Here is a 22,848-nt window from a genome sequence, read left to right as displayed (position 1 = left end):
CCTATAAAACGTCTCTTACTGCAGCTTCGATCTTAGCTGGTGTAGGGAATGTTTCAGCCTCAAGTGTCGGGTTAAATGGCACTGGGCAGTACAAAGCACCAACACGTTTGATTGGAGCGTCAAGATAGTAGAAAGCTTCGCTGTCTGTGATCTGTGCAGCAACTTCACCGCCGAAGCCACCGAACTGAACAGATTCGTGAACGATTACAGCTTTGTGTGTCTTTTTAACTGATTCAATAATTGTATTTGTATCAAGTGGTGAAAGAGTACGAAGGTCAACAACCTCAACATTGATTCCTTCTTCTGCTAACTTCTCAGCCACGTCAAGACTCATCTGCACCATTCTTCCGTATGTAAAGATACTTACGTCTGTACCTTCTCTCTTTACATCAGCAACGCCAAATGGGATTGTATAATCCTCATCCGGAACCATACCTTTAACATTGTACAGTTTCTTCTGCTCAAGGAAGATGACTGGGTTGTTGTCACGGATTGCCTGCTTTAACAGACCCTTTGCATCATATGGTGTAGATGGAACCACAACCTTCAGTCCAGGTACATGCAGATACATCTGCTCCAGAGACTGTGAATGCTGAGCAGCTGCTCCAGTACCACCACCAGCTGCTGTACGGATAACCATAGGTACACTTACCTTACCTGCGAACATGAAGTGCATCTTTGCAGCCTGGTTGATGATCTGGTCATAACATACTGTCATGAAGTCAGAGAACATCAGCTCAACGATCGGACGCATACCTGTAATCGCTGCACCAACACCTGCTCCTACGAAAGCCTGCTCAGAAATAGGAGTCTCACGAACTCTCTCCGGTCCAAACTCTCCAATCATTCCTTTGGAAACACCAAATGCTCCATCGTAAACACCAATATCTTCACCCATTAAAAATACTTTTTCATCGCGACGCATTTCCTCAACCATAGCTTCACGAACCGCGTCTCTATAAGAAATCTTTCTCATTTCACTCATCTTTCTTTTCCTCCTAAACTACTCTGCGTATACGTCTGCTTCCAAATCTGCAACAACCGGCTGTGGCTGAGCCTTAGCGTACTCGATTGCATCTTCGATCTTCTTATCAACAGTTGCCTGCATAGCGTCAACTTCCTCATTTGTAAAGATCTTATTCTCTACAAGGAATTCGCGGAAACGGATGATCGGGCTGTGATCTTCCCAATATTTGATCTCTTCTTTTGAACGATATTTATTATTATCTGATTTAGAATGTCCAGATGTTCTGTATGTATTCTCAACTACGAGAACCGGTCCATGCTCGTTCATTACATACTCACGGGCTTCCTTAACTGTCTCATATACTTCAAGAACATTGTTACCGTCACACTCAAATGCCTTAAATCCAAATGCATCTGCTCTCTTTCCGAAGTCTACTGTCTTAGTAGCTTTTGCTTTTGCTGTAGACATTCCATATCCATTATCTGTCAGGATAAACAGTACAGGCAGTTCCCACACAGATGCCAGGTTCATAGACTCAAGAATTGCTCCTTCGTTAGAAGCACCATCTCCGAAAAATGCAGCACATACACGATTCGGAATATTCTGCATCTTAATACTGAGTCCTGCACCACATGCGATAGGTCCGTTACCACCAACGATACCATTGGCTCCAAGGATACCATTGTCGAAATCGCAAATGTGCATTGATCCACCTTTACCATGGTTTGTACCTGTTGCACGTCCAAGGATCTCTGCCATCATGTCATTTACATTAACACCTTTTCCAAGCGCCTGTCCATGTCCACGGTGTGTAGCCAGCATATAATCATCTTTTGTAAGTGCTGCTGAAGTACCAACACCTGTTGCTTCCTCTCCAATGCTCAGGTGCATAGTTCCGTGTACAAGTCCCTGTCCAAACAACCAGAATGCTCTCTCTTCAAAAGTATGTACAAGCATCATTCTTTCCATCAACTCTTGAAGAAATTCTTTGTTTTCCAATAAGCTCTTGTCTTTAACATTAAATCCTTCCATAGTTATCTCCTTCCAAATATCCATGTTTACATTTGTATACTTGCTTTTCTATTGCAAAGCCTTTCTGTCCATAATATAGCACTATGACATGCCAGTGTCAACCGATTTAGTTTATTTTTGTAATTTTATATATTTCCAGCTTTACAATTGTTAACTTTTACTTGTCAAATCACTATTTTCGTTCTATAATATATTAAACTTACAATTGTAAAGAGAAGAAGGTGATTACATTGTCCATTTCTCAGGAGCACAGATATTATCTGAAGCTGAAAGCTTTATACTATTTATATGAAGAAGGTTACACGCAGACAGAGATTGCCAAGCAGCTCAACATCTCCCGCGTAACCTTAAGCCGTCTGCTGGAAGAGGCCAAAGCCGAAGGTATGATCAAATTCGAGATCGTAGACGTACGCGGTGCCATGAAGACGCTTCAATTAGAGGAAAAGCTCCGCCAGCGTTTCGGACTGCAGGATATCAAACTGGTAGACTGCTCCGGAGCTGATACCGATACACTTACCAGAAAGATTGGTTCCGAAGCGGCTTCTTATTTTGAACAGCTTGTCCATAATAATATGAAAATAGGTCTGACCTGGGGACGTACACTGAACAGCATGATTGAGAATCTGCCGCCGAATAAGAATATCCGGGACATCCACGTGTATACACTGGTAGGCGGTTCGTCCCAGAGCGTGGATTTCCAGCCGAACATTCTGGCACAACATCTGATCGATAAATACAATGGACACGCCACCATTCTGACAGCACCATTTATGTGTCAGAGTAAAGAACTCTGTTCTGCCATCAAAGAAGAACCAACGATTGCTTCTATATTAAAAGCCTCACACAATCTGGATGTTACTCTGGTAGGTATCGGTGAGGCACCTGTCCGGGATGCAGATCACCTGTCAGATTATCCATTTGACACCGCTACGATCAACGAACTGGTGGACGCTGAGGCGGCCGGGGATATCTGTGGTAACTTCTTTACCACCACCGGCGAACTATGCAACACAACATTGAAGAACAGAATCATATCCATCGATATCCGGGATCTACCGGAACATAAGCGCGTCATCGGCGTCGGCGGCGGTGAGAAAAAAGTCCGCTCTATCCTGGGTGCACTGAACGGACACTATCTGCATGCACTGATCACCGATGTACAGACAGCCGAGAAAGTGCTGGAACTGGCGGATGATAACACCTTGTAAATGAACAGCCCTAATCCTTAATCGCAGTCATTAAACGCAAAGAGTGTAAAAGCCAATAACGGCTTTCACACTCTTTTTCGTTTCGCACTATATTATATTCAGTATAAGGAGTTTTTAAGACTGTGATGCTTTTAAGGATCTGTAATATGTTACACCATCAATTGCTACTGCAATCAGCACAATCGCGTATTTTACGAAATCCTGCCAGTATGACGGAACCATCATCAGTGTAAGTGCATCCTGGATGATAACGATAAACAAAAGTCCTAAGATTGAACCGATAACAGAACCACGTCCACCATTCATACTTGCACCACCGATAACAGCTGCTGAAAGCGCTACCATTTCTTCTCCCGATCCGGCATTTACTGCTACTCCGGAATAACGGATCATATAAATGATTCCTGCCACACCCGCAAGTGCTGCACACGCAACACATGCAATAATTTTCATTTTGTCAACCTTAATACCAGAATAAAGAGCTGACTGTTCGTTACTGCCTGTATAGAATACTTTTCTCATACCAGCTGAATTACGAACATACAATTCAGCTATGATTGCAATTACTATGAAGCAAACGGGAGCCATCGGGAATACGCCACCAATTGTTCCCTGCCCAAGAAATGCAAATCCCTTGTTCTCTGCAAACACACGTACCAGAGATACCGGAGAACCACCTGTCAAAATGTATACAAGACCTCTGGCAATTCCCATAAAACATAAGGTAACAATGAAGTGTGTCAGATGAAGCTTCGTTACAAGTAATCCAATGATCAAACCGATCAATGCTGTCACTGCGATACCAGCCAGTGAACAGAGCCATGGATGATTACCATTTCTCATCAAAAGCGCTGCTACTGTCATAGACAGACACAATGTCGATCCTACAGAAAGATCGATACCTCCGGAAATCAGACTGATTGTCATACCAATTACAACGATACCATCTACCGCCATACTTGAGATAACTACCTTCTGGTTACTCCATGTCATAAAACTTGGAGTAATAAATGATAAAACAATATACATGGCCACGACGATTAATGCGAGCATAGCCTCTCGTCTCTCCATAAGTTTTGCGAAGAAACTCTTTCCCTTTCTTGTACTTACATTATTAGCTGCCATTATTGTGCCTCCTTATTATCGTATTTGTATGCTCCAGAAATGTAGTATACAACCGTATCTGAATCGAATTGACGTTCTCCTGTAACTTCCGGCACCTGATCACCGTCGATATCAATCATGATCAAACGATCGCAAAGTCCCAACAATTCATTCATTTCTGATGAAATCAAAATAACTCCAATACCTTCATCTGCCAGCTTTCTGATATACTTTCCAATTTCAGACTTCGCTCCGATATCAACACCTCGTGTAGGCTCATCAAGAAGAATAACCTTCGGAACTTTTGCAAGCAGTTTTCCAAGCAATACCTTCTGCTGGTTTCCACCAGAAAGTCTTCCGACCACCTGTTTAGGACCTTCTGCCTTGGTATTCAGTTCAGTAATCTTATCCCTGGCAAGTTCCATTTCTTTTTTCTTGCTGAGTATAATTCCATTGGTAATCAAATCCAGATATGTAGAACTGGTATTCTCAGCAATTGAATAATCAAGGAACAATCCGCTTTTTTTACGATCTTCTGAAAGCAATACCAGACCTTTGTTATAAATTTTTGAAGTACCTAATTTATCAATATTTTCACCAAGAAGTTCAACCGTTCCTGATGAACGTTTTCTCAAATTAACTATCGACTGCAGAATTTCTGTTCTTCCGGCGCCTACCAGACCCGCAAAGCCAAGAACTTCTCCTTTGTATAATGAAAAGTTAATATCTCTGAAACGGTTCTTTGCATCCGTAAGATTTTCAACTTTAAGCATTACGTTCGAATCACTATAATCAATATGTTCTGCTTTTGGTGGATAAATATCGCTGATCTCACGACCAACCATGTCCCGGATCAGCTCATCTAAAGGTGCATCCAATGACGGTCTTGTAGAGATAATCTCCCCATCACGCAAGACTGTTACCCGGTCGCTCTGTTCAAACACTTCTTCCATACGGTGACTGATAAAAATAATTCCCATACCTTCCTTTTTCAGTTGTCCCACAATCTCAAAAAGTGCTTCTGCTTCACTCTCTGAAAGTGCCGCTGTTGGCTCATCAAGAAGAAGAATCCTACATTTATATGCCAATGCTTTGGCAATCTCAACAACCTGCTGCTGAGATATCGGAAGCGATGAAACCAATGCCCTTGGATCGATCGTATCACCTGCCATCGGTCTCAAGATCTCCGCTGCTTCCTTTACCATTTTCTTAAAATTAACTTTTAATGTGTGACTGTCGCTAATACTTGTCATCATGATATTTTCTGCTACAGTTACATCCTGACACAGTTCAATTTCCTGATGCACAAATCCAATTCCAAGATTTTTGGCATCGAGAATAGATGTGATTTTTTTCTCTTCACCATCAATCAGAATCGTTCCCCCGCTTGGCTCAAAAACTCCACCGATGATATTCAGCATCGTAGACTTTCCCGCACCATTCTCTCCCAAAAGTGCATGTACTTCCCCAGGTCTCAGTTCGAAGTTAACATCTCTCAGAACCTGATTCTGCCCAAAACTTTTGGATATATGTTTCAGTTCAAGTAATGCCATAATCTCACCCTTTCTTCATACTGTTAAGTAACAAAACGGCGGCTCCGGGAGCCGGAGCCACCGCCAAAATCAACACTTACTTTGCTTCGTAAGGCTCAATGAGCTGATCTGCACCTGATAATCCAATGTTCTTCGCATATGAATCAAGGTAGAAGCAATCTGCATTGTCTTTCGTTACGATTGAAAGTGAGTTATCCATGTATGGTGTCTGCCACAGGTTTTCACCAGCTGCTTCACGACCATTCATAGGATGTAAAATCTCATTGTGTGCTGCGAAGTAGCAGTTAAGCATAGACATATATCCCTGCAGATACTGGTCTGGTGCAATTGCAAAGAAGAACTGGTCTGCCTTCAGAAGGTCAAGAACCTCTTCTGATGTATCACAGCATGCACACAGAAGTGCCTGTTCTGATCCGCCGCCGATCTCAAGACCTGCCTGAGCTGCACCTACTGCTGAAGAAGCTTCTGGTGTAAATACGGCTTTGAGGTTAGCATCTTTCTGGTATGTAGTCATAACTGCTGAATAAGTAGCGTCTGCATCCTGTCCAGAATTCTCTTCGTAAATTGTGATGTCCGGATAATTTTCTTCCATGTAAGCGATGAAAGCGTTGTCACGATTCTCATGGTTTGTCTGTCCAGGATTTCTCATAACGAGTACGGAGCCTTCTCCTCCGAGTGCTTCACCGATTTCCTGAGCTGCTCTGTTACCTTCTTTTGTATTGTCAGATGTTACATACGCTGTTCTTTCTGAGTCCGGTGCATCAGCTGCGAATGTTACGATCTGAACATCATCTGCGATTGCACTGTTGATTGGATCAACAAATGCTTCTGCTGTTGTCGGATGAACCAGAATACCAGTTGGATCAAGAGCCATAATCTGACTGAATACATCTGCCTGTGCTGAAGCATCCCACTCAGGTGTTCCCATGTAGTATGCACTTACATCAAGAGCCTTAGCTGCATCTTTCATGCCCTGCATTACAGGATACCAGTACTCTACACCAGAGATTGGTACACACATATAATACTTTTCGCCTGATCCATCACCAAATCCACAGCCTTCTGGCTCTTCCAAAGGCTCAAGGATTTCTTCACTGTCTTTGTAGCCAAGCTTTTCTGCATATGCATCAAGATAGAAATCATCTGCATTGTCAGCTGTTACGATTGAAAGACCATTGTCCATAAACGGACTCTGCCATAAGTTCTCACCAGCGTCTGCACGACCATTCATTGGTTCAAGAACTTCATTATGAGCTGCAAAGAACAGATCCAGCATTCCCATGTATCCCTGCAGATACTGATCAGGAGCGATTGCTGAGAAGAACTGTCCTGCTTTCAGAAGGTCAAGAATCTCTTCTGAAGTATCACAACATGCACATACAAGAGCCTGATCGCCGTTACCGATCTCAAGACCTGCCTGAGCTGCACCTACTGCTGAAGAAGCTTCCGGTGTAAATACGGCTTTGAGGTTAGCATCTTTCTGATATGTTGTCATGACTGCTGTGTAAGTAGCGTCTGCATTCTGTCCGGAATTCTCTTCATAAATCTTAATATCCGGGTAATTTTCGTTAATGTAAGAAATGAAAGCATCGTCACGTGTCTCGTGATTTGTCTGTCCTGGATTTCTCATAACAAGGATAGATCCCTTACCACCGATTTCTTCTGCTACTTCCTTTGCAGCGGTAGAACCTTCTTTGTTATTATCAGACGTTACATAAGCTGTTCTGTTAGAATCTGGTGAATCAGCTGCAAATGTTACAACCTGAACATCATCTGCGATTGCACTGTTGATTGGATCAACAAATGCATCTCCGTCTGTCGGGTGCAGCAGGATTCCGGTTGGATCAAGTGCCATGATCTGATTAAATACATCTGCCTGTGCTGAAGAATCCCACTCAGGTGTTCCCATATAGTAAGCCTGTACGCCAAGTGCGTTAGCCGCTTCCTTCATTCCCTGGAATACCGGATACCAATACTCTACACCAGAAATCGGTACGCACATATAGTACTTCTCACTTGAATCACCTTTCAGCTCCGATGCTGATGATTTGCTGGATTTTGAACTATCAGAGCTTCCTGAATCTGAAGCTTTGTTGCCACATCCAGCCAGCAACGATCCCGCCATCGCTAACACCAGTAACGATGCGATTATTTTTCTTTTCATACAATAACCTCCTTTTTTCTCTTCTCCCTTTTGTTACTTTTGTTGTCAAAAGCACTTTTCACCACGCACGTTATTGTGAAAATCGATCAACTTTAGTTTGGATTCTATTCTTTTTTGTGCATTTCGTCAATGAGTTCGAATCATTTGGATTCGTTTGGATTAATAATACCGATTGCGTGTCAAAACAGGTCATTTTTTTCTACACTTTTGCAATATATTTGAAAATTGACTTGCCTTATTTTCACATGCTAGAATTTATTTGCACGTGAATAATGAAGTCGACCAATAATGAACCAGATGTATTATATTCAAAAAATTAACGAAATTGTTTCGTTCAAAGGAGAAATTATGATACAGCATAAATTTGGTCTCTATGAAAAAGCACTGCCAAGAGATCTTGCACTTTCTGAAAAACTTCGTATCGCGAAGGATCTTGGATTCGATTATTTCGAACTCAGCACAGATGAAAGCGAAGAATTTCAGGCACGCGTTACCTCAGATAAATCTGAGATCATTGAGATCCGAAAGGCAATCGAAGCTTACGACATGCCGATCATGACCATGTGTCTGAGTGGTACACGTAACTGCCCGATCGGAAGTGAGAACCCTGAACTTGCAACAAAGGGTATGAAACTTACCAGGGATGCCATTCATTTTTCTGCCGAAATTGGTCTTCGCATCATTCAGCCTATGGCATACGACGAGTATTACAATACTCGCAACGAAAAAACATATGCGCTTTTCCTTGAAAATTTGGCGAAGCTCACACAGGAAGCTGCTTCCTACGGTGTCATGTTAGCGTTGGAAAATGTGGATATCGATACAATGGATTCTCTGGAGAAGGGTCTGCAGATCATCGAACATGTAGATTCCCCTTGGCTACAGATATTCCCGGATATTGCCAATCTTTATTCAACAGGCAAGGGGAATACTTGGTCATGTGACCAGTATCGTCTTGCAAAGAAGCACCTTGTAGCTACCCATGTGAAGGATACCGTTGTCGGCAAAGTAAGGGATATTCCTTTTGGCAATGGTAATGTTGATTTTATCAAATTTTTCAAAACACTTCGCGAGATTAATTTCAGCGGTCCAATGACACTTGAAATGTGGGCACAGAATTATGAAGATCCTTATAAGGCAGCGAAAGACGCCTTAAGCTTCATCAAAGACAAATATGAAAGGAGCAGCCAGTAATGTACGAACAAGAAAAACAGGAAATGATCGAAACTGCGCTGGAAATGAAACGCAATAATCTGATCGCACTCGCAGGAGGTAATGTCAGCCTCCGTATGCCGAACGGTGATATTATCATTACACCATCCGGTATGTCTTATGAAATAATGACACCTGACGATATGATCGTCTTTGACAAAGATAAAAACATTATAGAGGGAACTCGTAAACAATCGGTTGACACTCCGGCACTTTTTTACATTTTTGATAATATGCCGGAAGTCAATGCAATCCTGCATACTCATCAGCCATATGCAACAGCAGTCGGACTTGTATCAGACGAATTGCCGGCATGCCTGACCACCCTTGCCAACGCTACTCGTGGTGCAGTTACCGTAGCACCTTACTCTCCACCGGGAAATCTTTCCATGGGACAGTTGACCGTTGACTATATCGGTGACAAGCTTGCAGTCATTCTGAAACATCACGGCGTTATCACAGTTGGAAAGGATCTGCATGAAGCATTGTATGCTGCTGTATATCTTGAAACATCTTCCATCACTTATCTTTCTGCTGCTGGCGTTTGTGAGCCAGCACTTCTCACAGAAGAACAGAATGCTGAGTGTGTAGCTGTTTGGGCTAATGTTGGACAGTAATTTCAATATTTGCTTATTCTTTATTAATGAAATGCCGGACGACTTGTTCGGCATTGTTGTTTAGTTCATTTTTGTTTCATAATCGTTCATAAAATGAATTATTTTATATCATTTTCAATCTTTTTTGTTTATTTTGAATAACTTTTGATATTTAAATGACTTTTTTTCGTGATTATGATAGTCTTGAGATAAATTATATGTCATTTATATCACATCAAACTAAGAGAGGAGAATTTATATGACATATTTAATGGGTATTGATATCGGCGGAACAATGGTTAAAGCTGCAATATACGATATGGACGGTAACGAAATTGCCGTTCATGGTGAAAAATTGCACATTTCCTATCCGCATAGCGGTCAAAACGAACGTGACATGTACGAAGTGAAGGATATGTCTTTAAAAGCAATCAAAGATGTGATTGAAAAAGCCGGCATTCAAGACGGAAAAGAAATCTTATCGATCGGTATAACCGGACAGGGCAACGGTGCCTATATGGTCGATAAGGATGGGGCTCCTACATGGCCTGGTATCCTCAGTAGCGATGCCCGCTCTAAGGGTTACATCAAGAAATGGCTCACCGATGGCACATTTGATTCTGTATTTCCACAGATTCGGAACAAACTCTGGACAGGACAGACAAGCCCGATTGTTGCCTGGTTTAAGGACCACGAACCAGAAGTCCTCAACAAAACAGCTCACGTCGGAAGCGTCAAAGATTATATTCGTTACATATTAACTGGTAATTTTGTATGTGAAATCACAGAAGCATCTAGCTGGAATGTTGTTGACATGGCAACCGGCCAGTACGCGGACAATCTGTTTGAAGCATTTGGAATTGCTGAATACAAACACATCTTTCCACCAATCATCGAAAGCTGTGATACCGGCGGCACAATCACTGCCGATGTAGCCAGACTCACAGGACTTGCGGAAGGAACTCCTGTAGTTGGTGGATTATTCGACATCAGCGCATCGATTCTTTCTGCTGGTATTGTCGAAGAAAACCAGCTGGGTATAATTGTCGGTTCCTGGGGCATTAATAGTATTCTAAAGAAGAATGTTGTTGATGACAAGGACATTTTCATGCAGTACTATTACGGTCTTCCAGGATATATTTCCTACATGGAAGGAAGTTCCACTTCCGCTTCCACACAAGAATGGTTTATCGATACTTTTATGGAACGCTCCAAAGATGTATATGCAACTTACGGAAAAATGGTTGATTCCACACTGTATAAAAACTCAGTATTTTTCCTTCCGTTCATCTACGATTCCAATGTAAACATCGATGCCAAAGCTGCATTTATCGGTCTTCAGAATGACCACACCATTGCAGATATGATGCGCGCATTGTTTGAGGGCGTTGTATTTTGCCACAAAATGCACATCAGTCGTCTTCTTCCATACTGCGACAATCCATCTGTAGTGCGAATGGCAGGCGGAGCTACCCGTTCTGAAGTCTGGATGCAGATGTTTGCTGATATTCTTGGCATCCGTGTTGAAATTTCACAAGCCGAAGAGCTCGGAGCAATGGGTGTCGCCCTCTGTGCCGGAGTTAATGCAGGTGTATTTGACTCTCTGCAGGATGCCGCCAAAAAATGGGTAAAAATTAAAAAAATATACGAGCCAGATATTGAAAAGCACGCTTATTACGAAAAGAAATACGCTGCATACTGCGCTATCATTGATGCAATGGATCCGGTATGGAGTCAGATTGAAGGCTTAAAAGAATAGGAACTATTATGCAAGAAAAGAGATTGAATGAAATTCAAAACTACTTAAAAAATCATGAAATCTGCACTTATGAAGAACTACGGGAGTATTGTGACGTTTCGCTGAGCACTATCAAACGAGATATCGACTTTTTAGATGCCGAAGGACGTTTGCTCCGCATCCGCGGCGGTGCCAGAAGGCTGCCAAGTGATCCATCTTCGCTGGCACAGGAACAGCAGCCAATTGAAATGCTCAAATATGAACCTAATTTGGATCGAATTGCAAAAAAAGCCTGCGAATTAGTGACCAATAATGATATTGTTTTCCTGGGATCCGGTGTTACTGTCGCACATATGGTACGTCATTTGAGCGGTTTTAAATACTTAACCGTAATCACCAACAGCATATATGTCATGCAAGAAGCATTTCATTACAATATTGATGTTATGATGATTGGCGGTATGCTGAATCGTGGCACCATGTCCTACAGCGGAATTCAGTCTATCAACCAGCTCAAAGGTCTGAACGCTAATATTGCTTTTATGAGCTGCAATGGCATTGCTATCTCACATGGTATTACCAATTCCAGCGAGGTGGAGGGCGATGTCAAAAAAGTTGCCATTCAGATCAGCGGAAATTCCGTACTTCTCGTAGACCATAATAAGTTTGACAAGATTTCACTTCACACCATTGCTGAAATGAAGGATATCTCGACCGTGATTACTAACAAAACACCTGACTTCCGTTATATAAAGGAAGCCAATGACGGACACACCGAATTAATCGTAGTAGATGAAGAAGTTTAATCACCTTCAACCAGTGATTTCACTTAAATCCATCAGGATGTTATCCATATCTATCAACCAAAAGAACTGTTGCTTTACAAAACAACCTGTAAAGCAGCAGTTTCTTTTTGTATTCTATTCAATTTTAAAACATTTTGCTTTCTCCCTAATTTCCCAGATATCAATAATTTAATCTAACAATACTAGTTACTCTTCATATCCAAAAATAAATGTTTGATATACTCTAGCATTTCGAACTCAAATATCACAAAACGCCAAATTCTTTTAGCAATTTTTTCAAATACTTCTCATCCGTCATTGCTTTAATAGCTTCTTCTGAACGTCCCACCCGTTGCAACGCTTTCCCCAACGCTAAAATCTGCTCTTCGGCCTGTTGTTTTCCCTTTTGCATTCCTATTTCTTCGCCTTGGATTCGCGCACTCTTCATCTGACTGTTATAGTCTCTGATATTCTTCTGTCTTGTCTCGTATTCTAATCGTTTCTGCCTATCCAGGCTCAGTCGTTCCAATTCTTCATATGCACATTGAATATACTCATTCCGTTCACTCATAGCCTTTAATTCCTCCCTGTTGTTTCCACCAAGGCAAGATGTTTTTATGTAGAATTAAAGATTTTATTTTTTACATTTATTTTAAATATTACTATTTTTCGGTAATATAATAATCAAGCATGATTTTTACCCTAACATCTTATATATAAATACCGCCGTATCTATGGTTAGTTTTCCACAAATACGGCGGTTTCTCATCCATTCTTCACAAGCAACAGACCTCTTGCCGCTACTTATCTTTACAGCTCTACCTTCCGGATCCATCCTTCGATATCCCGGAACATTTTTTCTTCCTGCTCATCTTCACTGTGCAATCTTCCGATCTGATCTGCCATAAGCTGGTTATTATATTTCTGATCCTTTAACTGCTTCGGAATCTGACCTATCACATCCGGCTTCAGGGAATCTGAATATACAGCTACATCTACCACCATGCCGCTGTCTACCTGGAACTGCATGTCTATCTGTCCCCAGTCGAATCGTTCGGATACTTCATACTGGAATTCAAATTCTCTTCCGTAGATCCACTCCCATGAAGAATATTTGTCATATAATGTATCTACTTCTTTCTGGTCAAGATCTGTCTCTTTGATTTCTTTGCTTTCGTATCCGTATACTTCTTCAAAGGTTTCACGAAGTGCTTTCTTAAGCGCATCAATTGTCAGCTCCGGATTATACTCTAACAGATTGGTCACTCTGGAACGTACCGATGCAATTCCCTTGGATTCCAGCTTTTTCTTCGATACATTTAAATATTTGTTCAGCTCATCCAATTTGACATTTACCATCAGTGTACCGTGATGATACCGGCGTCCTCTGTGCTCGTGAAATGCATTGCCGGAGAACTTCTTGCCATCCACCAGAATATCATTTCTTCCGGATGCCTCTGCATGAATGCCAAGCTTCTGTACCGCTTTCAGGATTACGTCTAACTGTTTTTTCAGATCGTAATTCTCTTTGCTTACCAGAAATGTAAAGTTCAGATTACCCAGATCGTGAAATACTGCGCCACCCCCAGATAACCGCCTTGCGATCACTGCACCATCTTCTTCAATCCGGCTGATCTGACACTCTTTCCATGCATTCTGGTTTCGTCCGATTACAATTGTATGCTGGTTCTGCCAGAGGTAAAGAATCGCCTCATCCTCTCCACAATGGGAAAACAGATACTCTTCCATTGCCAGATTCTTATATGGATTCACTCCTGTACTTTCTATATAAGTAAGTTTATTAATCATGCTTGTTCTCTCCTATGCTGCCTTTTACTTGTCTACTTTCGGAAGTCCTGCAAATCCTACTGCCAGATCTTCATCAGTCGGGATATAGTCCAACATCTCACCGTCATTGTATTTACCATATGCTACCATATCAAAGTATCCTGTTCCGGTCAGACCAAATACGATAGTCTTCTCTTCTCCGGTCTCTTTGCACTTCAATGCTTCATCAATTGCCACCTTAATCGCATGACTGCTTTCCGGTGCAGGAAGGATACCTTCGACTCTTGCAAATCTCTCTGCCGCTTCGAATACGCTTGTCTGTTCTACTGATACAGCTTCCAAAAGTTTATCATCATAAAGCTGTGATACGATAGAACTCATGCCATGATAGCGAAGTCCGCCAGCGTGATTCGGTGACGGGATAAATCCGCTGCCAAGCGTATACATTTTCGCCAGCGGGCATACCATTCCGGTATCACAAAAATCGTATGCGTATTTACCACGGGTAAGACTTGGACAGCTTGCCGGCTCTACTGCGATAATGCGGTAATCTGCCTCACCTCGCAGCTTCTCACCTACAAATGGCGAGATCAGTCCGCCAAGGTTAGATCCACCACCGGCACAGCCAATGATCATATCCGGTTTGATGCCGTATTTGTCTAATGCTGCTTTTGTCTCCAGACCGATCACTGTCTGATGGAGAAGTACCTGCGACAATACAGATCCCAACACGTAACGGTATCCTTCATGCGTAGTAGCATCTTCTACAGCTTCTGAAATCGCGCAGCCAAGACTTCCTGTTGTGCCTGGATGTGCTTCCAGAATCTTACGTCCTACAGCCGTTGTCTCAGATGGAGACGGTGTAACCTGCGCACCGTAAGTACGCATAACTTCACGTCGGAACGGCTTCTGTTCGTAAGAACATTTTACCATATAGACACGACAGTCCAAATCAAAATAAGAACAAGCCATGGAAAGCGCGGTTCCCCACTGTCCGGCTCCTGTCTCGGTAGTTACACCTTTCAATCCTTGCTTCTTTGCATAATATGCCTGCGCGATCGCAGAATTCAGCTTGTGACTTCCTGATGTGTTATTTCCCTCAAATTTGTAATAAATCTTCGCCGGCGTATCCAGCGCTTTTTCCAGACAATACGCACGAACCAATGGTGACGGACGGTACATCTTATAGAAATCCCGAATCTCCTGCGGAATATCGAAATACGGTGTCGTATCATCCAACTCCTGCTGTACCAGCTCTTTACAGAACACATGCTCCAGTTCTTCCGGCTTCATCGGCTCCAAGGTAGCTGGATTTAACAGTGGTGCCGGTTTATTCTTCATATCTGCACGCACATTGTACCACTGTGTTGGCATCTCACGCTCTTCCAGATAAATTTTGTAAGGGATCTTCTTATTTTCTGCCATCTTGTCTTCCTCCAATTCGTATTGATGTTATCTGGGTTCAAAACCCTGTTATTATTTTCTCCGGGTAATAAAACCCAGAATTTTATCACTGAATCCATAATAGATTGTGTCATAATCTGCACATTGAAGCTCTTTATTACGAAGCGTCTTTCTGCTCACTTTCAGCACTCCCTCTGCGAGTGTCTCCATATCGCCTCCCTGCTTTAATATAGAAGGAAATATATAATACACCATAAAAAGACTGAGTTCTGATCGCGTCCTTCCATCCAGCTTACCACGTCTGTTACCACATTTTTTCTCTGCCGCATGCATCAGACGGATACCAACCGCCTCTGCCGCCGCTTCATGATTCTCTGTTTCCTTCATATAAGCACTCATTTCCTCAAAATAGTATCCGTATTCTGCCTGAAATGTTTCAAACTTTTCCTGATATGTCGTCCGTTTTAATCCCGTAATCATCTCTGTAATATTATCAAATATCTGTTCAATTCCCTGAAGCATCTGTCGTCCTCCTGTCATTTTACTGCAAACACATACTTGTCCAGTCTGTCAAATGCTTCCTGCACTCTGCTCATTGGAAGTGCCAAATTCATCCGGATCGCACATGGACCATGAAACGGTCTTCCATCCTGCCATGCCACGCCCACATCCCAGCCGGCTTTCATCACTTCATCCAGTGTCTGCCCATTCGTCTCACACCATTCACTCAAATCCAGAAACAGCATATAAGTTCCTTCCGGTCGGTTCACTCTCACACCTGGATAATTCTGCCAGATATGTTCACACGCATACTCCGTATTCTCTGTGAGTACCTTCCTAAGTTCCTCCACCCACTCTGCTCCTTCCGGCTGATAAGCTCCGATCAAAGCATGCATAGACAATACGTTCATCTCATTATACTGCGACTTGCTGGCTTTGTTCTGTACCAGATCCCGCAAAAATGGATTATAAATAATATGATAACTTCCGATCAGTCCTGCAAGATTGAACGTCTTGCTCGGCGCATAAAATGCGATCGTTCGATTTTTTGCATCCTCGCTCACAGATTGTGTCGGCGTATGCTTATGACCATTCAATGTCAGATCAGACCAAATCTCATCGGATATTACAATACACTGATTCTTCCGATATACTTCCATCGCTTTTTCAATCTCTTCTCGCTCCCACACGCGTCCACATGGATTGTGCGGACTGCAAAAGACCGCCACATGAATATGGTATCTGCGAAGCTTATCATCCATATCTTCATAATCCATCCGCATTACTCCATTTTCATCCTGCTTCAGCGGACTATGTATGATATGAAAACCATTCTCGGTAATACATCTGGTAAATCCCATATATGTCGGGCTGTGCAGCAGAATGCTGTCTCCCGGTGATGCAAATGCTGAGATCGCTGAGATCACACCACCAAGCACTCCATTTTCATAGCCGATATCCCGTACCTGCAGATCCTTCACACCGTTGCGTGTTCTCTGCCAGTCAATAATTGCCCGGTAATATTCTTTTGTCGGGCGATAATATCCAAACATCGGATGCTTTGCCCGTTCTATGATTGCTTCCTGAATCGTCGGTACAGTCGGAAAATTCATATCCGCTACCCACATCGGGATTACATCAAATCCTTCTTTCGGCCAATCAGGTGAAAAATGGTCTCCTCCTCCCAGTCCATCTAATGCCAGCGAATCCTTTCCATGCCGGTCGATCACTGTTGTAAAATCATATTTCAAAGCCTTTCCTCCTGCAATCTGTCTTTCACAAAACTCTACATTTACACATTTATGCTAACATTATACCAGTTTCCCCTGTTTACGCAAGCATATCACCGTAAGAGAATATATTTTTCTGACAATTCGCACAGCACTTCCACAAACATTTGCCAAAATCATCATTTCTGAAGATTTCCTTATGTCTTCATGAAAATTCTGTGACATCTATTGTGTCTCGTGCATACACATTTTAAAATAGATTGGAATAAGGGGGATTTATATAATGGCAAAGATAAAAGACAGACGTAAAAATCTAAAAAACGATACGCAGGATTTTTTTGATGATGATTTTGAAGTAATCTATGAAGACGACCTGGATGATCTTCTGAAAAACAGTTTTATAGAAGACGATGACGAGCCGGATGATTATTACTATGACGACGAATTTGATGACGACTATGACATCGATGATGATTACGATATTGATGATGATGACTACGACAACAGACGTAACAATTCCAAGTCGTCCAAACGAAAGGATTCTAAAAAGTCCAAGAAAAAGCACAGCCTTCCAAATGTCGTATCACCGGCTGCCAAAGCAGCCAAGACCGGTACTCGACTAATCTTTAAGATACTGAATATGATATTAAAAGCAGCTACCTTGATCCTGATTGCAGGGATCATCTGTCTACTGGCATCTACTTTTGGTAAAAATTGCAGTACATATGGTAATCCTCTGTTGATTACGGAAGAGAAGAATTATATATTAATGGCATATCTCGGCACCGCCGGAGTTCTCATTTTTTACGAAATCATTACCTTTTTCTGGGTACTGATGGGACGCGGCAAGCAAGGGCATAATGGGCAGAACCAAGATACCGGACGGGGATTATTCTCATTTCTCTTCATTGGTGTTACTTCTTTCCTGTCCTATATTCTATACAGCATGATCCCGGTATCTCCGGAAGCACTGGAAGGATTACAGGGCGGCCTGATGGTGTATGGAAGTCTCTGCCAGAAGCTGCTTCCGATCTGCATCGCAGGAGCGATCAGTTGCCTGATAAGAAGATTTGTAATACGATAGCACATAAAAAACGCAGTATGGAAAATCACTTCTCATACTGCGTTTTCTAGTGCGGATAACAGGACTTGAACCTGCACGTCGGTGACACCAGATCCTAAGTCTGGCGCGTCTGCCAATTCCGCCATATCCGCGTATACAATATAACTATTCAACGCTCTGTACTCTTATTCAACAGAGCTAATAATAGAAAAATAAGCACACACCTGTTATAGTGTGCGCTTTCTTTTAAGTGAGCGTGCGGGGATTCGAACCCCGGACAACTTGATTAAAAGTCAAGTGCTCTACCACCTGAGCTACACGCCCCTATTAAATAACTGGGCTAGTTGGATTCGAACCAACGAATGCAGGAGTCAAAGTCCTGTGCCTTACCGCTTGGCGATAGCCCATTAAAAGAAAAAAGGGTGGGTAGTGGGACTCGAACCCACGATCTTCGGAACCACAATCCGACGCGTTAACCAACTGCACTATACCCACCATATTCTATCAAGTCCATCTACCAGCTCATTACGCCAAGGCTCTGGGACTGACCCGTTCATCAAGTATGACCGTTTTGAACGCGTCAACGAGCCTGGGGGGATTCGAACCCTCGACCTACGGCTTAGAAGGCCGTTGCTCTATCCAGCTGAGCTACAGACTCACATTCTTAACCCTTTACGGATTAAGAAAGCGGGTGATGGGAATCGAACCCACGTATCCAGCTTGGAAGGCTGGTGTTCTACCATTGAACTACACCCGCATAAGTATCGGGGTGACAGGATTCGAACCTGCGACCTCCTGGTCCCAAACCAGGCGCTCTAGCCAAGCTGAGCCACACCCCGATGTTTTCTTTATGTTGCGTCATCTCCGTGACACAATATGTATTATAGGGCATGTTTTTCTAAATGTCAACAACTTTTTTAAGTTTTTTTATTTTTTCTTTTTCGGCGGAGTTTTTCAAGGTAAACGCAGGCATCCTGCCCACATTCACCCTGTTCATATTACTGTTCTTACAAATACTTTATCTCAAAGGATGCCTTTCCCTCTTTGTCCAATGTCATTACCATGTAGCTCGGCTGTCTGCCGCTCTGTCTTGGATAGGTCATACTACCCGGATTCAACGCGATAAGGTCTTCCTCTTCCTCCAGATGCGGACGATGCGTATGGCCAAACATTACGATATCTGCACCGAGTATCCGTGCTTCTTCCTTAATCTCTTCTGTATCGAAGCTTACACCATATCGATGCCCATGTGTGATCCATACGTGATAGCTGCCGATTTCAAATTCTTCCTCTTCCGGCAGATTACAGAGAAAATCATTATTCCCTGCAATCATATGTACCGGACATCCTGCCATCTGAATCACATCTGCCATCTGATGCTCGATGTCCCCCAGATGAATCAACATATCAACTGGCTCTTCCTCTTCCAGTGCCGTCTGCAGATTACCCAGATATCTGTGGGTATCACTAACAATCAATATTTTCATATATACTGTCTGTCCCTTCTATCACTCAACCTACTTAACCGCATTACGTGCTTCAATGACCGCACGCATTTTCCGAAGTCCTTCACCACGATGGCTGAGTTCATTTTTCTTTTCCGGCGCAAGTTCTGCACTGGTACATCCATATTCCGGTAAATAAAAGATGGGATCATAACCAAATCCGTTCTCTCCTGCAATCTCGTGTCCGATAATGCCTTCCATCGTACCGCGCACCGCTTCTGTACTTCCATCCGGAAATGCAGCTGCAATGGCACATACAAAGCGCGCTGTACGTTTCGCATCTTCTACGCCGTCCAATCGGTCCAGAAGTGCCTGATTTTTAATATCGTAAGAAGTATCTTCTCCCATATAACGTGCAGAATAGATACCCGGCTCTTTATTCAGATAATCAATCTCCAATCCGGAATCATCCGCCATCACAATAGCATCTGCATATTCTGGCATCTGACTGGCAATCTTCGCGATCTCCGTTGCCTTGATCATCGCATTTTCCTCAAAAGTACTTCCATCTTCTACCACATCAGCCTGAATCCCTGCCTCTTTCTGTGACAGAATCTCCATGCCAAGATCCGCAAGAATCATACGTATTTCGACCATTTTATGCGCATTTCCTGTTGCAAATATTATCTTTCCCATAACTTTCTTTAACCATTCTTTCTATAATTATTATCTATTTTTCTTTCCGCTTCGGTGGCTTTGGCCCCAGGAACTGGTAATAATAAGTCTTCAACATACCATTATAGATCTTACGGTTCTTATCCGCTTTTCGTCCAAAATACCGTTCCGCATCATCGTAGCTTGTAATCATATACGCAGACCAGGAATCAAGTCTTTTGAAGCTTTCTCCAAACGCACGATACAGATCCGGCAGATCCTTCTTATCTTCCAGACGTTCTCCGTACGGCGGGTTCGTAATAATAAACCCATATTTCTTCGGATGATTCAGATCCTTTACATCCCTCTCCTGGAAATGGATCAGATGATCCACTCCAGCCTCTCTCGCATTTCTTCTGGCAATCTTGATCACAGAAGAATCCACATCGTATCCCTGAATGTCCACTTCTACATCATCACAGATCATATCATTAGCCTCATCGATCACATCATACCAGTTCTTTTTAGTAATCAGATTATCCCATTTTTCAGACAAAAATGACCGATTCATACCCGGAGCAATATTAGCCGCCATCATAGCCGCTTCAATCGGAAATGTACCGCTTCCACAAAACGGATCTACCAGAATACGATCTTTTCTCCACGGTGTCAGCATGATCAGCGCTGCTGCCAGCGTTTCTGTAATCGGCGCTTTACCAGACACCTCGCGATATCCTCGCTTATGTAGCGAAATACCTGTGGTATCGATTCCTACCGTTACGATATCCTTCATTAAAAATACGCGGATCGGATAAGACGCACCGTTCTCCGGGAACCACTCTACACAGTAACGTTCCTGCATTCTGCGCACCATGGCTTTCTTCATAATGGACTGAATATCTGATGTGCTGAACAGCTTACTCTTAACTGAAGCCGCTTTTGCCACCCAGAATTTGCCATTCTGTGGAATATAATCTTCCCACGGAAGTTCTTTTGTTTTATCAAATAACTCTTCAAATGTTACCGCCCGAAAGCTCCCCACCTTCAACAGAATACGCTCTGCTGTGCGCAGGAAAATATTGGCACGACAGATTGCATCCGCATCACCATAAAATGTCACTCTTCCATCTTCCACTTCTGAGATCTCATAACCCAGATCCAGAATTTCTCTCTTTAATACCGCTTCCAACCCAAAATGGCAGGGAGCGATCAATTCCATTTTCTTCATATATTTCCTCATTTATGTATCACTATCTGGTTACTGTTATTACCTATTCATATTACTTGTAGCAGAGCATACTTGTCAAGAAAGCTGGCCGCTTATTTTCCCGCTTATTCCATATCCAATTTCCTCTCACAGCGTAAGAACCGGTGTGTTTCACACACCGGTTCCTTTCACATCTTACTATCTGTCGCTGTAATTCATACCATTTCTGTCTGACGAATTGCAATCGGACGCATTTCTGTTGGATGCATTTCTGTTGGATGCATTTTTGTTGGATGCATTCTTATTGGATGCGTTTCTGTTGGACGCATTGCGGTTTGATGCATTACGATCAGATGCATTTCTGTTTGATGCATTCTGATTTGAAGAATTCTGGTTATTTGCCATGACTTTTTCCTCCTAATCCTTAATGATTACAAGGCTTATTGTTGCCGTTTTTCGGCAGACTATACATCCATATCCGGAATATTACTTATTTTAAAAAAATCTTAATTTTTTCTTGCATTTTGCGACGCGCTATATTATACTAAATCATGTAGAAAGCAAGCCTTTCTACAACCCCTTATTAATTATTTATACTCCCCTCAAAAGACCGATGGCTCCCCCATCGGTCTTTTACTTTTCTATTCTTTTTTCGCCTATTCTTTCAGCCTTCTGATAAAATTCACTAGCAGAATCACTACCAAAACCGGTATCACGATTGGCATTACCAACGAGATGATTCCTCCGATCACCGCTACAACAATCAATACAATTCCAATAATCCCAAGTATCAGAAGCAGCTTCTGCCACCAGCTTCCAATCGTATAGCCATGAACATTATAAGAACTCTCCTGACGTTCTGACGATCTTCCGGCACTTCGATAGCTGCCACCGTAATCTTCTGTCACATTCTTCTGAGCGGACATATCAATCACAGACTGTGCAATCACCCATGGATCTCCCAGCTCGTCCAGTACCTCTTCTTCACTGCGACCTTTACGTATCTCGTCATCAATATAATTACTGTAATAATTTACATTATCACGCACCGCCGACGCATCCAGATCGTTCTCCAGTGCTTCCTGCAATTTTATCATGAATTCATTTTTCGTCATCATCGGACTCTCCTTTTACTCATCCACTATCACGGCTTTAAAAACTATGTTTATAATCATAACAAAAACCTTGCACTTAGAAT

General features: G+C 42.5%; 21 protein-coding genes and 7 tRNA genes. 6 read left to right on the top strand and 22 right to left on the bottom strand.

The window, feature by feature from the left end:
- Position 1: 1 nt before the first annotated feature.
- Together OCV65_RS02530 and OCV65_RS02525 are read right to left on the bottom strand one after the other, a co-directional pair.
- Complete coding sequence (locus OCV65_RS02530) at positions 2 to 985, bottom strand: alpha-ketoacid dehydrogenase subunit beta (RefSeq protein WP_330424354.1); 984 nt, start codon at positions 983 to 985, stop codon at positions 2 to 4.
- A gap of 18 nt (positions 986 to 1,003) precedes the next feature.
- On the bottom strand, positions 1,004 to 1,999 hold the full coding sequence (locus tag OCV65_RS02525) for a thiamine pyrophosphate-dependent dehydrogenase E1 component subunit alpha (RefSeq protein ID WP_118382417.1): 996 nt from the start codon (positions 1,997 to 1,999) through the stop codon (positions 1,004 to 1,006).
- Between the two features lie 221 nt (positions 2,000 to 2,220).
- On the opposite strand from OCV65_RS02525, the gene OCV65_RS02520 reads away from it, so the two are divergent.
- Positions 2,221 to 3,207 carry a sugar-binding transcriptional regulator gene (locus OCV65_RS02520; protein ID WP_262580862.1) on the top strand — a complete coding sequence of 329 codons (987 nt, stop codon included), beginning with the start codon at positions 2,221 to 2,223 and terminating at the stop codon, positions 3,205 to 3,207.
- Between the two features lie 114 nt (positions 3,208 to 3,321).
- Here OCV65_RS02520 and OCV65_RS02515 read toward each other — a convergent pair whose 3' ends face one another.
- The 3 genes from OCV65_RS02515 to OCV65_RS02505 all read right to left on the bottom strand — a co-directional run bounded on the left by OCV65_RS02515 (position 3,322) and on the right by OCV65_RS02505 (position 8,028).
- The gene (locus OCV65_RS02515) at positions 3,322 to 4,332 is read right to left on the bottom strand and encodes an ABC transporter permease (RefSeq protein WP_118382415.1); all 1,011 of its coding nucleotides are present in this window, start codon (positions 4,330 to 4,332) and stop codon (positions 3,322 to 3,324) included.
- The gene (locus tag OCV65_RS02510) at positions 4,332 to 5,864 is read right to left on the bottom strand and encodes a sugar ABC transporter ATP-binding protein (RefSeq protein WP_262580861.1); all 1,533 of its coding nucleotides are present in this window, start codon (positions 5,862 to 5,864) and stop codon (positions 4,332 to 4,334) included. The genes OCV65_RS02515 and OCV65_RS02510 overlap by 1 nt, the downstream gene beginning before the upstream one ends.
- A 76-nt stretch (positions 5,865 to 5,940) precedes the next feature.
- On the bottom strand, positions 5,941 to 8,028 hold the full coding sequence (locus OCV65_RS02505; protein ID WP_262580860.1) for a substrate-binding domain-containing protein: 2,088 nt from the start codon (positions 8,026 to 8,028) through the stop codon (positions 5,941 to 5,943).
- A 348-nt stretch (positions 8,029 to 8,376) separates the two neighbouring features.
- Here OCV65_RS02505 and OCV65_RS02500 point away from each other — a divergent pair, with 348 nt between their 5' ends.
- The 4 genes from OCV65_RS02500 to OCV65_RS02485 all read left to right on the top strand — a co-directional run bounded on the left by OCV65_RS02500 (position 8,377) and on the right by OCV65_RS02485 (position 12,380).
- A complete protein-coding gene (locus OCV65_RS02500; RefSeq protein ID WP_262580859.1) occupies positions 8,377 to 9,222 on the top strand; it encodes an L-ribulose-5-phosphate 3-epimerase in 846 nt (281 codons plus the stop codon).
- A complete protein-coding gene (locus OCV65_RS02495) occupies positions 9,222 to 9,857 on the top strand; it encodes a class II aldolase/adducin family protein (protein WP_118382411.1) in 636 nt (211 codons plus the stop codon). Before OCV65_RS02500 ends, OCV65_RS02495 begins: the two co-directional genes overlap by 1 nt.
- A gap of 238 nt (positions 9,858 to 10,095) precedes the next feature.
- A complete protein-coding gene (locus OCV65_RS02490) occupies positions 10,096 to 11,595 on the top strand; it encodes an FGGY-family carbohydrate kinase (RefSeq protein ID WP_262580858.1) in 1,500 nt (499 codons plus the stop codon).
- Positions 11,596 to 11,603: 8 nt separating this feature from the next.
- Entirely contained in the window at positions 11,604 to 12,380 is a 777-nt protein-coding gene (locus OCV65_RS02485) for a DeoR/GlpR family DNA-binding transcription regulator (protein WP_118382408.1), read from the top strand.
- A gap of 244 nt (positions 12,381 to 12,624) precedes the next feature.
- On the opposite strand, the gene OCV65_RS02480 is transcribed toward OCV65_RS02485, so the two are convergent.
- The 5 genes from OCV65_RS02480 to OCV65_RS02460 form a co-directional block, all read right to left on the bottom strand.
- Complete coding sequence (locus OCV65_RS02480) at positions 12,625 to 12,930, bottom strand: hypothetical protein (RefSeq protein WP_262580857.1); 306 nt, start codon at positions 12,928 to 12,930, stop codon at positions 12,625 to 12,627.
- A 239-nt stretch (positions 12,931 to 13,169) separates the two neighbouring features.
- Positions 13,170 to 14,168, bottom strand: a complete 999-nt coding sequence (locus OCV65_RS02475) for a lipoate--protein ligase (protein WP_262580856.1) — start codon at positions 14,166 to 14,168, stop codon at positions 13,170 to 13,172.
- A gap of 24 nt (positions 14,169 to 14,192) precedes the next feature.
- Positions 14,193 to 15,572: a TrpB-like pyridoxal phosphate-dependent enzyme gene (locus tag OCV65_RS02470; protein ID WP_262580854.1), complete on the bottom strand. Its 1,380-nt coding sequence runs from the start codon at positions 15,570 to 15,572 to the stop codon at positions 14,193 to 14,195.
- 51 nt (positions 15,573 to 15,623) lie between these two features.
- A complete protein-coding gene (locus OCV65_RS02465) occupies positions 15,624 to 16,073 on the bottom strand; it encodes a hypothetical protein (protein WP_262580853.1) in 450 nt (149 codons plus the stop codon).
- A 14-nt stretch (positions 16,074 to 16,087) separates the two neighbouring features.
- Positions 16,088 to 17,302, bottom strand: a complete 1,215-nt coding sequence (locus tag OCV65_RS02460; RefSeq protein ID WP_262580852.1) for a MalY/PatB family protein — start codon at positions 17,300 to 17,302, stop codon at positions 16,088 to 16,090.
- Between the two features lie 262 nt (positions 17,303 to 17,564).
- On the opposite strand from OCV65_RS02460, the gene OCV65_RS02455 reads away from it, so the two are divergent.
- Complete coding sequence (locus tag OCV65_RS02455) at positions 17,565 to 18,365, top strand: hypothetical protein (protein ID WP_262580851.1); 801 nt, start codon at positions 17,565 to 17,567, stop codon at positions 18,363 to 18,365.
- A gap of 50 nt (positions 18,366 to 18,415) precedes the next feature.
- Here OCV65_RS02455 and OCV65_RS02450 read toward each other — a convergent pair.
- The 12 genes from OCV65_RS02450 to OCV65_RS02395 form a co-directional block, all read right to left on the bottom strand.
- Positions 18,416 to 18,496, bottom strand: a tRNA-Leu gene (locus tag OCV65_RS02450).
- A gap of 99 nt (positions 18,497 to 18,595) precedes the next feature.
- Positions 18,596 to 18,668, bottom strand: a tRNA-Lys gene (locus OCV65_RS02445).
- An 11-nt stretch (positions 18,669 to 18,679) separates the two neighbouring features.
- Positions 18,680 to 18,751: transfer RNA gene (locus OCV65_RS02440), tRNA-Gln, on the bottom strand.
- Positions 18,752 to 18,765: 14 nt separating this feature from the next.
- Positions 18,766 to 18,839, bottom strand: a tRNA-His gene (locus OCV65_RS02435).
- Positions 18,840 to 18,928: 89 nt separating this feature from the next.
- Positions 18,929 to 19,002, bottom strand: a tRNA-Arg gene (locus OCV65_RS02430).
- Between the two features lie 28 nt (positions 19,003 to 19,030).
- Positions 19,031 to 19,101: transfer RNA gene (locus OCV65_RS02425), tRNA-Gly, on the bottom strand.
- Between the two features lie 7 nt (positions 19,102 to 19,108).
- A tRNA-Pro gene (locus OCV65_RS02420) sits at positions 19,109 to 19,183 on the bottom strand.
- 168 nt (positions 19,184 to 19,351) lie between these two features.
- A complete protein-coding gene (locus OCV65_RS02415; protein WP_262580850.1) occupies positions 19,352 to 19,831 on the bottom strand; it encodes a metallophosphoesterase family protein in 480 nt (159 codons plus the stop codon).
- 30 nt (positions 19,832 to 19,861) lie between these two features.
- Entirely contained in the window at positions 19,862 to 20,485 is a 624-nt protein-coding gene (gene rdgB / locus OCV65_RS02410) for an RdgB/HAM1 family non-canonical purine NTP pyrophosphatase (protein WP_262580849.1), read from the bottom strand.
- Positions 20,486 to 20,519: 34 nt separating this feature from the next.
- The gene (locus tag OCV65_RS02405) at positions 20,520 to 21,671 is read right to left on the bottom strand and encodes a THUMP domain-containing class I SAM-dependent RNA methyltransferase (protein ID WP_262580848.1); all 1,152 of its coding nucleotides are present in this window, start codon (positions 21,669 to 21,671) and stop codon (positions 20,520 to 20,522) included.
- A 177-nt stretch (positions 21,672 to 21,848) separates the two neighbouring features.
- Positions 21,849 to 22,055 carry a hypothetical protein gene (locus OCV65_RS02400; protein WP_118382399.1) on the bottom strand — a complete coding sequence of 69 codons (207 nt, stop codon included), beginning with the start codon at positions 22,053 to 22,055 and terminating at the stop codon, positions 21,849 to 21,851.
- A gap of 251 nt (positions 22,056 to 22,306) precedes the next feature.
- Positions 22,307 to 22,768, bottom strand: coding sequence for a DUF1700 domain-containing protein (locus tag OCV65_RS02395; protein WP_262580846.1), 462 nt, complete (start codon positions 22,766 to 22,768; stop codon positions 22,307 to 22,309).
- Positions 22,769 to 22,848: the final 80 nt, after the last annotated feature.

Source organism: Dorea ammoniilytica (assembly GCF_025567415.1).
Taxonomy (GTDB): Bacteria; Bacillota; Clostridia; order Lachnospirales; family Lachnospiraceae; genus Claveliimonas; species Claveliimonas ammoniilytica.
Note: the sequence above shows the minus strand (reverse complement) of the source record. Positions and strands in the feature narration are given on the sequence as shown.